The organism is Pseudonocardia sp. OZ21, assembly GCF_059359135.1.
The window spans coordinates 401,839-414,770 of the sequence record NZ_JCADBN010000004.1 but is presented as its reverse complement, the minus strand read 5'-3'; the positions used below and the strand labels follow the sequence as shown (position 1 = coordinate 414,770).

The 12,932-nt window shown below is 72.3% G+C and carries 9 protein-coding genes; 7 read left to right on the top strand and 2 right to left on the bottom strand.

Going from position 1 to position 12,932, the window contains the following annotated elements; translation table 11 throughout:
* The first annotated feature begins 89 nt into the window (after nt 1–89).
* Entirely contained in the window at nt 90–824 is a 735-nt protein-coding gene (locus AC5L35_RS11850; RefSeq protein ID WP_495059628.1) for a hypothetical protein, read from the top strand.
* Here the strand turns inward: AC5L35_RS11850 and gad are convergent.
* Nucleotides 799–2,238: a glutamate decarboxylase gene (gad, locus tag AC5L35_RS11845; RefSeq protein WP_495059627.1), complete on the bottom strand. Its 1,440-nt coding sequence runs from the start codon at nt 2,236–2,238 to the stop codon at nt 799–801. The genes AC5L35_RS11850 and gad overlap by 26 nt on opposite strands.
* A gap of 147 nt (nt 2,239–2,385) precedes the next feature.
* On the opposite strand from gad, the gene AC5L35_RS11840 reads away from it, so the two are divergent.
* Both AC5L35_RS11840 and AC5L35_RS11835 read left to right on the top strand, forming a co-directional pair.
* Nucleotides 2,386–3,651, top strand: a complete 1,266-nt coding sequence (locus AC5L35_RS11840) for a M23 family metallopeptidase (protein WP_495059626.1) — start codon at nt 2,386–2,388, stop codon at nt 3,649–3,651.
* Nucleotides 3,652–3,688: 37 nt separating this feature from the next.
* Entirely contained in the window at nt 3,689–4,147 is a 459-nt protein-coding gene (locus tag AC5L35_RS11835) for an alpha/beta fold hydrolase (protein WP_495059625.1), read from the top strand.
* Between the two features lie 55 nt (nt 4,148–4,202).
* On the opposite strand, the gene ctaD is transcribed toward AC5L35_RS11835, so the two are convergent.
* Nucleotides 4,203–5,957 (bottom strand): aa3-type cytochrome oxidase subunit I, encoded by a 1,755-nt coding sequence (ctaD, locus tag AC5L35_RS11830; protein ID WP_495059624.1) that lies wholly within the window; start codon nt 5,955–5,957, stop codon nt 4,203–4,205.
* A 405-nt stretch (nt 5,958–6,362) separates the two neighbouring features.
* On the opposite strand from ctaD, the gene gnd reads away from it, so the two are divergent.
* From gnd to AC5L35_RS11810, 4 genes are all read left to right on the top strand, one after another.
* Nucleotides 6,363–7,385 carry a phosphogluconate dehydrogenase (NAD(+)-dependent, decarboxylating) gene (gnd, locus tag AC5L35_RS11825; protein ID WP_495059623.1) on the top strand — a complete coding sequence of 341 codons (1,023 nt, stop codon included), beginning with the start codon at nt 6,363–6,365 and terminating at the stop codon, nt 7,383–7,385.
* Nucleotides 7,382–8,737 (top strand): glucose-6-phosphate dehydrogenase, encoded by a 1,356-nt coding sequence (gene zwf, locus AC5L35_RS11820; RefSeq protein ID WP_495059622.1) that lies wholly within the window; start codon nt 7,382–7,384, stop codon nt 8,735–8,737. The genes gnd and zwf overlap by 4 nt, the downstream gene beginning before the upstream one ends.
* 93 nt (nt 8,738–8,830) lie before the next feature.
* Nucleotides 8,831–11,119 (top strand): FUSC family protein, encoded by a 2,289-nt coding sequence (locus tag AC5L35_RS11815; protein ID WP_495059621.1) that lies wholly within the window; start codon nt 8,831–8,833, stop codon nt 11,117–11,119.
* A gap of 98 nt (nt 11,120–11,217) precedes the next feature.
* A complete protein-coding gene (locus tag AC5L35_RS11810; protein ID WP_495059620.1) occupies nt 11,218–12,849 on the top strand; it encodes an FAD-dependent monooxygenase in 1,632 nt (543 codons plus the stop codon).
* Nucleotides 12,850–12,932 lie beyond the last annotated feature (83 nt).

Here is a 12,932-nt window from a genome sequence, read left to right as displayed (position 1 = left end):
ATCGTGGCACGTCCCGGCGGGAAAGCCGCAGGACATGACACGTTCGGGGCGACCGGTGCCCCGGTCGTCGGACGACGGGAGGTGCCCCCGTGACCGGCCTCGACCTCGAACTGCTGCCTCAGTTCACGCGTACCCACGCGCTCGTCGGGTGGATGGTGGGCGCGTTCCTGATCACCTTCCTCGCCACGCGGGCGGTCACCCACGCCATCCGCCGCGGCCGCGGCCCGTTCCGCAACGCGAGCCTGGGCGGCGTGCACGTGCACCACCAGGTGTACGGGATCTTCCTGCTGCTCGGCGTGGGCACCGCCGAGTTCGCCTACCGTCCCGACGCGCCGTGGGCCGACGTGCTGGCGGTGCTGTTCGGCGCCGGTGCGGCACTGACGCTCGACGAGTTCGCGCTCTGGCTGCGGCTCGACGACGTCTACTGGGCGCGGGAGGGCCGCAGCTCGGTGGACGCCGTCCTGGTCGCGTTCGTGATCGGCATCCTGCTCCTGGTGGGCGCCTCCCCGTTCGACGCCGACACAGGTGAGGACGCGGTCGGGCTGACGATCACCATCGTGGTCAACCTCGCCTTCGCGCTCGTCGCGGTCCTCAAGGGCCGCACGGTGCTCGGGGTGATCGGCGTGTTCGTCCCACTGCTGGCCATGGTGGCGGCCCTGCGGCTGGCGCGGCCGTCCTCGCCGTGGGCCACCCGCCGGTACGACGAGCGGCGGCTGGCCCGCGCCCGGGCCCGCTTCCCTCCGGGGAAGCGCAACCGCTGGGACCGGATCGTCGACCTGTTCGCCGCGGCGCCGCCGGTCAGCGAGCTGCGCCGCTCGCCGTAGGAGCCGCGGGTCCCGGGCCTGCGCCGTGGGCGAAGGAGGCCGCCTCGGGTCCGCGCTGCGGTGCGGGCTGCGACCTCAGCCGGTCCAGCACCCGGCTCAGGTCGTCCATCAGCAGGTCGGCGAGGTCGTGCGACATCCCGTTGCGCACGACGATCCGCAGCACCGCCAGCTCGGTGAGATCGGGAGGGAACGTGTAGGCGGGGACGAGCCAGCCCTCCTCGCGCAGACCTGCGGACACGTCGAAGACCGAGTAGTTCGTGACGTCGTCGGCCAGGGTGAACGCGAGGACCGGGAGCTCGCTGCCGTCGGTGATCAGGCGGAACGGGCCCAGCGCCCCGATCCGCGACGCCAGCGACATGGCGACGTCACGGCAGGTCTGCTGCACCCGGCGGTAGCCGTCGAAGCCCAGCCTCAGGAACAGGTAGTACTGCGCGATCACCTGGCCGCCGGGACGCGAGAAGTTCAGGGCGAAGCTCGGCATGTCACCCCCGAGGTAGTTCACCCGGAAGACGAGGTCGTCGGGCAGGGCAGCCGCGTCGCGCCACACGATCCAGCCCACACCGGGGCTGACCAGCCCGAACTTGTGCCCCGACGTGTTGATCGACGCCACCCGCGGCAACCGGAAGTCCCACTCCAGATCCGGGTCGCAGAACGGTGCGATCATCGCGCCGGATGCCCCGTCGACGTGCACGGGGATGTCGAGTCCGGTGCGTTCCTGCAGCGCGTCGAGGGCGGCGCAGATCTCGGCCACCGGCTCGTAGCTGCCGTCGAACGTCGAGCCGAGGATCGCGACCACGCCGATCGTGTTCTCGTCGCACTGCGCCACCGCCTCCTCGGCGGTGAGGTGGTGGCGCCCGGGTGCCATCGGTACCAGCCGTGGCTCGACGTCGAAGTAGTTGGCGAACTTGTCCCAGCACACCTGCACGTTGACGCCCATGACGATGTTGGGCCGGTCCGCGGGCCGGCCGGCGGCGAGCCGGGCGTTGCGCCACCGCCGCTTCAGCGCGAGCCCGCCGAGCATGCAGGCCTCGCTCGACCCCGTGGTCGAACAGCCCGGCGCGGCCAGCGGATCGGCCGCGTGCCACAGCCCGGCGAGTATCCGTACGCAGCGCAGCTCGAGGTCCGCGGTGCGCGGGTACTCGTCCTTGTCGACGATGTTCTTCTCGAAGGACTCCGCCATCAGCGTGCGGGCGTGCGGCTCGGCCCAGGTGGTGACGAAGGTGGCCAGGTTGAGCCGCGCGTTGCCGTCGAGCATCAGCTCGTCGTGCACGATCTGGTAGGCGATCACCGGGTCGATCCCCTGCTCGGCGAGCGCGTGGCGCGGCACCACCAGTGGCTCGGCGGAGAAGACGGGGTTGACCGGGAGCGGGCGGGACTCCCCGCTGTTCTCGGACGGCGGATGTGCGATCGGCATCAGCCCAGCGTAGGAGCCCAGAGTGACAGGATGGCACTCACGAGGCAGGTCGACGCTTTTGTGTCATGGTGGGGTCAGTGAGCGTCGGTGATACTGCCGGGACGGTTGTGAGGTCAGCAGCGGACGGCGCGCCTCGAGGGAGCGGCCATGACGGCATCACGGGCGACGCGTGTCGTGGTGGCGCTCGGAGGCGTCCTCACAGCCTGCGGCGCGGCGTGCACAGCAGCGCCTGCCGCCCCGTCCGCGCCCGCGGCTGCCGGGCAGAGCGCCGCGGCGGTGCTCAGCCCCATCGCGGTCTTCCCGCTCGCCGGGGTGGCTCCGGTGCTCGGCGCCGACAACCGCATGCACCTGGCCTACGAGCTCGCGATGGCCAACCAGAGCAGCCAGGACGTGCAGCTGCGCAGCGTCACGACGTTGGATGCCTCCCGCGCCGACGCCGTCGTCACCACGCTGGAGGGCGATGCGCTGGCCCGGATGTTCCGGCCGTCCGGCGACTCGGCAGGGGCCACCCTGCGACCCGGCGAGTACGGCACGCTGTTCCTCGACGCCACGATGGCATCGGACGCGCCGCTGCCCGGCCTCGTCCGCCACCGGTTCGCGCTCGCCCTCCAGCAGGCACAGGCGCCCGAGGACGTCGGTCCGCGCGACACCGACCCGGCTCCGCCCGCCCCGCAGAACATCGAGTTCACCGGCGTGCCCGTCCCGGTGGCCCCGGGGCCGGCCGTGACGCTCTCTCCCCCGCTGCGCGGGCCCCGCTGGGTGGCGGGCAACGGCTGCTGTGACGCGATCACCGCCCACCGCGGCGCGACACTGGCGATCGACGGCACGGTGCACGTTCCCGAGCGGTTCGCGATCGACTTCGTGCAGCTCGACGACACCGACCGGCTGTACTCCGGCCCACCGACGGACAACGCGTCGTTCCGGTACTTCGGCGACGAGATCCTGTCCGTCGCCGACGGCACCGTGGTGACGGTGGTGGACGGGATGCCTGAGCAGACGCCCGGCAGGCTGCCCGCCGGGATCACGATCGCCACGGCGGGCGGCAACCACGTCGTGGTGGACATCGGCGGTGGTCGTTACGCCTTCTACGCGCACCTGCAGCCCGGGTCGCCCCGCGTGCGGGCCGGTGATCGTGTGCGGGCCGGAGACGTGATCGGGCTGCTCGGCAACACCGGCAACACCGATGCCCCGCACCTGCACTTCCACGTCATGGACGGCCCGTCGCCCCTGGAGTCGAACGGGCTGCCGTTCGTCTTCACCGGGTTCACCGGCCAGGGTGTCGTCACCGACGAGGCGGTCCTCGCCGACACCACGAAGCCCGACGCGCCCGCCGCGCCCGTCGACCGTGGCCTGCTCAGCGGGCCGCACCGGGCCCAGCTGCCGCTCAACCTGCAGATCGTCGACTTCGGCTGATCCGCCTCCCGTGCCGTCCACCGCTCGGAGTGACCGGGTGACCACGCGACACCCCGCGTCCGCCGCCCTGCTGCTCGCCGTGCTCTGCGGCGTCCCCGCCTGCGCGGGCGCCGCTCCCTCACCCGGTGCCGCGCCGCCGGTCTCCGCCGAACCGGTGCTGCCAGGCATCGCGCGCACGGCAAGGGTCTGCGCCTACGACCGCCCCGGGACCCCGCGCTACACCGAGCGCCCCGGCACGGTGACCGACCGCACGAGCCCGGCACCGATGCCGCGTACAGCCGGCGACGTCGTCGCCGACCTGCACGCACTGCTCACCGCGGCGCGCGTACCGGGGCCCTACATCCTCGTGGCGCACTCGCTGGGCGGGGTGTTCGCCCGCCTCTACGCACAGACGTACCCCGACGACGTGGCCGGGCTCGTGCTCGTCGACACGTTCTCGCCCGAGGTGCCCCGGATCTCCGGTGCGACGTGCAGGTCCGGCAACCCGACCTGGTGATCACCGCGCACCGGCTGGTCGCGCAGCGGGCCGCGACGGGCCGATAGCCGCGGCGTCAGCGCGCGCGGGGATCGTCCTGGGGCTGCTGCTCCTCGCCGACCTCATGGGCCATGCGTTCCGACGCACCCGCGCGCTGACCGACGTGCGCCTCCTCGCGGAAACGTTCGACCAGGTGCGGGTAGTGCAGCTCGAACGCCGGACGCTCCGAGCGGATCCGCGGCAGCTCCGTGAAGTTGTGCCGCGGCGGCGGGCAACTCGTGGCCCACTCCAGCGAGTTGCCGAAGCCCCACGGGTCGTCGACGGTGACCACCCGGCCGAACCGGTAGCTGCGGAACACGTTCCAGATGAACGGCAGCGTGGAGGCCCCCAGCACGAACGCCCCGATCGAGGACACCATGTTCAGCGTGGTGAACCCGTCGGTCGGCAGGTAGTCGACATAACGGCGGGGCATACCTTCGTTGCCCAGCCAGTGCTGCACCAGGAACGTCAGGTGGAACCCGATGAACGTGAGCCAGAAATGGACCTTCCCCCACGTCTCGTCCAACATCCGACCGGTCATCTTCGGGAACCAGAAGTAGATCCCGGAGTACGTGGCGAAGACGATCGTGCCGAACAGCACATAGTGGAAGTGGGCCACCACGAAGTACGTGTCCGAGACGTGGAAGTCGACCGGTGGGGACGCCAGGAGTACCCCGGTGAGGCCACCGAGCAGGAACGTGATCAGGAACCCGACACTGAAGAGCATCGGCGTCTCGAATGTGATCTTTCCCTTCCACATGGTGCCGACCCAGGCGACGAACTTGATCCCGGTGGGCACGGCGATGAGGAACGTCGTCAAGGAGAAGAACGCGAGCAGGACGGCGCCGGTGGCGTACATGTGATGGGCCCACACGGCCGCCGACAGGGCGCCGATCGCGATCGTCGCGAACACCAGGAACCGGTAGCCGAACTGTGGTTTGCGGCTGAACACCGGGATCACCTCGGTGACGATGCCGAAGAACGGCAGGGCCACGATGTAGACCTCGGGATGGCCGAAGAACCAGAACAGGTGCTGCCACAGGATCGCCCCGCCGTTGGCCGGGTCGAAGACGTGGGTGCCGAGGTGCCGGTCGGCGAGCATGCCGAACAGGCCGGCCGTGAGCAGCGGGAAGGCGATCAGGATGAGGATCACCGTGACCAGGATGTTCCACGTGAAGATCGGCATCCGGAACACCGTCATCCCGGGCGCGCGCATGCAGACGATCGTGGTGACGAAGTTGACGCCGCCGAGGATCGTGCCCAGCCCGGAGAGGATCAGGCCGATCGCCCAGAGGCTGCCACCGGCCCCCGGCGAGAACGTCTCGCTGTGCAGCGGCGCGTAGGCGAACCAGCCGAAGTCGGCCGCGCCACCCGGGGTGAGGAACCCCGACAGTACGGTCAGACCCCCGAACAGGAACAACCAGTAGGAAAACGCATTCAGCCGCGGGAAAGCGACGTCGGGCGAGCCGATCTGCAGCGGCACGATGTAGTTCGCGAAGCCGAACAGGATCGGCGTCGCGTACAGCAGCAGCATGATCGTGCCGTGCATCGTGAACAGCTGGTTGTACTGCTCGTTGGACAGGAACTGCTGCCCGGGCACCGCGAGCTCTCCGCGCATCAGCAGCGCCATGGCTCCACCGGCCAGGAAGAACCCGAACGACGTCACCAGGTACAGGATGGCGATGTCCTTGGGATCCGTGGTGTGGAGCATCTTGATCAGCGCGGACCCCTTGCGCGGCCGGTGTGCCGGATAAGGGCGCGCCACTACCGGTTTCGGCGAGACAGCGGTCATAGGAGTGCCTCCTGGGCCGTGGACCTGCTGCGAGTCGACGTCCGCGTGGATGGACCGTAAGAGTAAAGCGACGGTGTTGTCCACACCCGTTCGAAGCACTCGTGTCCTTTGTTGCGACTTCTCGCGGTGCGCCGGGCGCTCGGGACGGTAGTTTCGCGCTCAGGCCCTACGTCGCGGGACCGGACGGACCGCGGCCGAGGCCGGCGTCCGACGCGGTGCGTGCCGGGCGGGGACGGCCTGCTGCCACGCGGTCGCGACGCCTGCCCGGAAGGACGCCGCTGTGCCCGTGGCGGCGACAACGCCGGTGCGCCCTCGCACGGGACGGGGCGCGCAGAACAGCGCACGCGGGACAAGGGCGCAGCACCCGGACACAAGCAGGTGCAGCCTGCAGCAGAGGAGTCGAGCATGAGGATCGCAATGGTGGGCCTGGGCCGGATGGGCGCGAACATGGTGCGCCGCCTGATCCGCGACGGCCACGAGTGCGTCGTCCACGACATCTCCGAGGATGCGGTGCGCCGCATGGAGGGCGAGGGGGCCCAGGGCGCCGCTTCCCTGCAGGAGCTCGTCACGGCACTCGAGCCGCCGCGCAGCGTGTGGCTCATGCTTCCCGCCGCCATCACCGGGTCCACGGTGAGCGAGCTGCTCGATCTGCTCGAGGGCGGCGACGCGATCATCGACGGCGGCAACTCCTCCTACCGCGACGACATCGACCGCGCGGAGGTCGCCGCCGTCCACGACGTCGACTACGTCGACTGCGGCACGAGCGGCGGCGTCTGGGGCCTGGAGCGCGGGTACTCGCTGATGATCGGCGGACCCGACCGCGCGGTACAGCGGCTGGACCCGGTGTTCGCCTCCCTCGCTCCCGGCATCGACTCCGCCGAACGCACCCCCGGCCGCACCGGCCCGGTGTCGCGTGCCGAACAGGGCTACCTGCACTGCGGCCCCTCCGGAGCCGGGCACTTCGTGAAGATGGTCCACAACGGCATCGAGTACGCGATCATGGCGGCCTACGCGGAGGGCCTGAACGTGATCCGCGGTGCAGGCGTCGGCAAGCACCAGTCCGACTCCGACGCCGAGACCGCCCCCCTGCGCGAGCCCCGTTACTACCCGTACGACTCCGTCGACCTCGCGGACGTCGCCGAGGTCTGGCGCCGCGGCAGCGTCATCGGCTCGTGGCTACTGGATCTCACCGCCGAAGCGCTGGTCGCCGATCCCCAGCTCGAGCAGTTCACCGGCCGGGTCTCCGACTCCGGTGAGGGCCGCTGGACGTCGATCGCCGCCATCGAGGAGGGGGTCCCCGCACCTCTGCTCACGGCGGCGCTCTACAGCCGGTTCGCCTCGCGCGGCAGCGAGCTGTTCGCCAACAAGGTGGAGTCGGCGCAGCGCAAGGAGTTCGGCGGACACGACGAGAAGCCGGCGGCGTCATGACCACGACCGGTCCGGCAGCCGATGCCCTGGTGCTCTACGGCGTCACCGGTGACCTCGCCCGGAAGATGATCCTGCCCGCGCTGTACCGGCTCACCGAGCGGGGTGAGCTGACCGTCCCGGTGGTCGGGGTCGCCCGCAGCGACTGGGACGCCGCCGCCCTGAACAAGCACATCGAGGAGAGCGTGCGGGCCGCGGAGTCCGACGTCGACGACGGGGTGCTCGAGCGGTTGCAGCGCAGCGTCTGCATGGTGTCCGGCGACTACAACGACCGTGCGACGTTCCAGAACCTCGCTGACACCCTGCGGGAGAAGGCAGGCGCGGACCCGCTCACGGTGCACTACATGGCCGTGCCGCCCGCGCTGTTCGGCACGGTGGCCGACGGTCTGGCCGACGTCGGGCTCACCGAGCGGGCCCGGCTCGTGGTGGAGAAGCCGTTCGGCCACGACCTCGCCTCGGCCAGGGCCCTCAACGCCCAGCTGCGCAAGCACGTGCCCGACGACCGCCTGTTCCGCGTCGACCACTACCTCGGCAAGGAGCCGGTGGAGGACCTGCTGGTGCTCCGCTTCGCCAACACGCTGCTCGAACCGCTGTGGAACCGCACCTGGGTCGACCGCATCGAGATCACGATGGCCGAGAACTTCGACGTGGCCGACCGCGGCTCGTTCTACGACGCCGTCGGCACCATCCGCGACGTCGTGCAGAACCACCTGCTGCAGGTGCTGGCCTATCTGACGATGGAGGCGCCGGCGTCCGACTCCGCCGAGGACCAGCGCGACGCGAAAAGCGGGCTCCTGAAGGCCGTGCGCACGATCGACCCGGCCGAGGTGGTGCGCGGCCAGTACACCGGCTACCGCGATGTGCCCGGTGTCGCCCCCGACTCGACGACCGAGACGTTCGTGGCCCTCACCCTGCACATCGACAACTGGCGCTGGACCGGCGTGCCGGTCCACATCCGGGCCGGGAAGGCCCTGCCCGAGACGGTGCTCGACCTCGTCGTCGTGCTCAAGCCGCCGCCCTGCACGCTGTTCCCGACGGTGGGCGACGGGCCACCGCCGCCCAACCGGATCCAGCTGCGCCTGCAGCCGGACGCCGGGATCACCTTCTTCGTGCTCGCGAAGCAGCCCGGGGGTAGTGACGTCGCCACCGAGCTGCCGGTCTCGGTCGACTTCCGGGCGGCGCTGGGCCCCGTGTACGCCGCCTATGAGCGGATCTTCGCCGACGCCATCGCCGGAGATCCCGCTCACTTCGCCCGCATGGACAACCTGGAGGAGGCATGGCGGATCGTGGAGCCCATCCTCGACCAGAGCACGCCGCCCCTGCCCTACGCGCCGGGCACGTGGGGTCCGGCGTGACCTCCGGCGCCTGCCCGCGCAGCGTCGACCACAGGCGCGGCGTCGATGCGGCCACGCCCCGCCCGGCCCTCTGAGCCGGGCGGAGGAGCGACCGTGGCCGACCGGCGTGGTGGCCGGCTGCGGTCGCGGCTGTCGTCGTCCCTGAACAGCCGCGATCCCGGCCACCTCGTCGTCCACCGTGCGGTGCGCGTCACCGCGGCGGCCAGCTCGGGGTTCTTCCTGTGCCGCTACGGGCTCGACGACCCCAACACGGCCGTCTACGCCCTCTTCGGCGCGGTCGCGCTGGGTGCGCTGTCCGAGGTGACCGGACCCCCCGGGCAGCGCACCCGGACCTATCTGGCCGCCCTGGTCGTCGGCCTCGTACTCGTCTCGCTGGGCACGCTGCTCGCGGTGAGCACCTGGGCGGCCGCCGCCGGGATGCTGGTGGTCGGGTTCGTGGTGGCCTACGCAGGCGTCGGTGGCCCCCGGGTGGCCGCGGTCGCCACCGGTCTGCAGCTGTTCTACGTGCTGCCGTGCTTCCCGCCGTACGCGCCCGACATGCTCGGCGAGCGCCTCACCGGCCTGGCGGTCGGGATCCTGCTGCTCGCGCTCGCAGACCGGCTGGTGTGGCCCGCTCCGCCGCCACCGGAGCTGACCCCGCGCATCGCCGAAGCGGCAGGTGCCGCGGCCGCATACGCCGATGCCCTACGGACCTGCCTCGTCACCGGAGATCCCGGTGGGGGCACAGGCCTCGCCACCCTCCGGGACGCGGCGGACCGGGCGGCGGGGGAACTGCGGCTCAGCACGCTGCCGCCTGCCGCGCGCCCCACCGGAGCAGGCAGGCACGACCGGAGCGTGGCCAGGGCGGCGCTCGCCGTGCGGATGGCCATCGGCCAGCTCGGCTCCGTGGCCGATCGCCTCACAGGCCAGAACGCCGAGGGCGCCACCGGTGATCCGGCCGAGGTGCCGGGCAGGGGAGCTCCGGCACCCGACCCGGGGCCGGAGTCCGGCCCCGACACGGCAGGGCTCCTCGCGATCGACCGGGACGCGCTGCAGGCCGTGCAGGCCGCTCTGCTCGGGACCGGCGCCCCGCCCGCGGCGGACGTCGTGGACCGCCCACTCGCCACCTACTCCCACCGCGAGACCCTCCGGCTCGCCGGCGTGGCCGACCCCGCGCCCTGGGCGCGCGGCGAGCTGGCGGTGGTGTCGGTCACCGAAGCGGTGCGCGCACTGGTGCTGGCCGCGCGGGCCACCGTCGGCGCTCCCCCGCCGAGTCCCGCCGACACCCCGGCCGATCTCTGGTTCCTGCACGTCTCCTCCCCGAGGCTCTGGTGGCTGCGCCTGCTCGTGCACCTGACCCCGCGGTCGGTCTACCTCCAGAACGCGGTGCGGCTGGCGCTGGGCCTGGCCGTCGCCCGCCTCGTCGCGGGGGCGCTGGAGCTGACCCACGGGTTCTGGGTGCTGCTGGCCACGCTGAGCCTGATGCGCACCTCTGCCGTGGCCAGCAGGGCCGTGCTGGTGCGGGCGTTCGCCGGGACGATGGTGGGGGCGATCATCGCCGCACTCGTGCTCGCGCTGGTGGGGCCGAACACCACGGTCTACGCCTGGCTCACCCCGCTGTTGATGCTCGTGGCCTTCGCGGCGGGCCCGCTGCTCGGCCTGGCGGCGGCGCAGGCGGGCTTCACCGTCGTCGTCGCCGCGGTGTTCGCCCAGGTCGCACCGGCCACCTGGACGCTCGCGGAGGACCGGCTGCTCGCGGTGGTCCTGGGCGGCCTGGTCGGGGCGGTCATCGGAGCGGCCGTGTGGCCGCGCGGCGGGGCCGGCGAGGTGCACCGGGCGGCCGCGGACTGCCTGCACGCCGCCGCCGCCGAGATCGTGGCCACCGCGGCCTTCCTGACCGGCTCACCCGCATCACCACCGGCGGCCTCGCTCGAACGGATGGCATCGCTGTTCGAGCACACCTACATCCAGTACCGCTCCGAGCCGTGCGGGCCGGGCCCCGAGCCCGACTGGCTGGTGGTGCTGTCCGTGTCGCACCGCCTCGCCGACCAGGTCCAGATCCTGCGGGCGCGCTATCCCCAGACCGCGCCGCTGCCCTGGCCGGACTTCGGGATCCTGTTGCGGGCCGACGCGGAGGACGTCGCCGCCGCCTACCGCGCCGCCGCCGCGGCGGTGGCGGCAGGCGGCCCGCCCACCCGTGGCACGGCCACGCAGCTGCGGAAGCGGGTCGCGGCACAGCACATGGCCGTGCGGTTCGCCGATGCGCCCGTGGAGGCGCTGCGCGCGTTCGACGCGTGGGGCTGGCTGCACGGGCTCGTGGACGGGCTGGAGCAGGTGGAGCACGCGCTCGATCCGCCGCAGGCGACACGCCCCGCTCCCGCCCCCGCGGCCACAAGCGGGTGACACCATCGGGTGGCAGCCCCTACACCTGCGGTAACGGCCGAACGGGGCCGGGCGACTACCCCCGACCGGGCAGGAGCAGAAACCCTCGTGGAGGACGCATGGCCGAGAGCGCGGTACTCGTCGCGGGGGCCGGACCGGTCGGGCTCACGGCCGCCGTGGAGCTACGGCGACGCGGTGTCGACTGCCGGGTGATCGACCGGCTCGCGGCACCCATCCCGTACGCCAAGGCAGTCGGCATCCAGCCCCGCACCCTCGAACTGTGGGAGTCGGCCGGGGTGCTCGCCCGGGCACTCGACGCCGCGCGGCCGATGTACGGCCAGCTCGTCTTCGTCAACGGCGAGCAGGTGGCGAAGCTGGAGCTCACGCTGCCGCCGGAGGTGCCCTACGGCTTCGTGGCGCTGCCCCAGTACGAGACGGAGCGGCTGCTCGAGCAGCGCTACGTCGAGCTCGGCGGCCGGGTCGAGCGCGGCGTCGAGCTCGTGAGCTTCAGCCAGGACGCCGACGGTGTCACGGCCGTGCTGCGCGGGCCCGACGGGGAGTCGCAGGTGCGGCTGGGCTACCTCGTGGGAGCCGACGGCGCCCACAGCACGGTCCGCAAGGGCCTGGGGCTCGCGTTCACGGGCGGAGCCTTCCCCGAGCAGTACATGCTCGGGGACGTGGAGGTCGACTGGGGCCAGCCTGCGGGCTACGGCATCCGGTCCTCGCACCAGACCGACGGCACCACCGACGACCTGCTCGTCGCCATCCCGCTGCCGGGGCGGCGCCGCTACCGGATGTCCATGCTGGTGCCCGACGAGCTGTCCGCGGCGGGCGGTGACGGCGTCGAGCACGGGTTCAGCGCCGGTCCGGCCCCTGAGCTGCATCACATCCAGGCCGTACTCGACCGCCTCGCCCCCGAGCCGACCCGCGCGTCCCGCCTGCGCTGGGCGTCGGTGTTCCGGATCAGCCACCGCATCGTCGACTCCTACGGGAGCGGTCGCGTGTTCGTGGCGGGAGACGCCGCGCACATCCACCCGCCGACGGGGGCGCAGGGGATGAACACCGGCATCCAGGACGCGGCCGCGCTCGCGTGGCGGCTCGCGCTGGCCGTGCATGGTGACGCCGCCGACGGGCTCCTGGACAGCTACGACGCCGAACGCCGGCCGGTGGGCGAGGAGGTCGTGGGCCGCACGGTCCGGCACGCACGTGCGGGCTTCGACGGCGACGACATGGCGACGGTGCTGCTGCGAGAGGCCCAACTGCTGGTGGCCTACCCCGACAGCCCCGTCGTCGGCGAGGGCGGCGGAGCGGAGGTCCTGAAGGGCGGTCCGGCACCCGGCGAACGCGCCCCGGACTGCCGCGGCCTGCGGCGCGCCGCTGTGGCGTTCCCGGTGCGGCTGTACGAGGCGCTCGACGGGCGCCGGCACACGCTCCTGCTCTACGCCGACCACACCGAGCAGGTGGCCGATCTCGTGACGGCGGCGGACGCGGCACGGGAGCGGGCTCGCGGCCACCTCGACGTCCGGATCGTCCTCGCCGGTGGTGCGGTCATCGCGGACGACGTGGCCGACGGGCTGCTCGCCGGTCCCCCCGTACCCGTGCTGCACGACGCGGGCGGCGAGTTCCGCACCGCGTACGGCGCCGTGGGCGGGTGCTGCTACCTGGTGCGCCCCGACGGTCACGTCGGCTTCCGCGCGGGCCGGGCGGCCGCCGGCGAGCTGGGTGCCCACCTCGCGCTGGTCTTCACGTGAACCGTGACCAGCGACTCCGGCCGGAGCGCACCCCGGTCGGGGGATCCGGAACCTGTGGGTCGCGCCGGTCGTCGACATTGTCG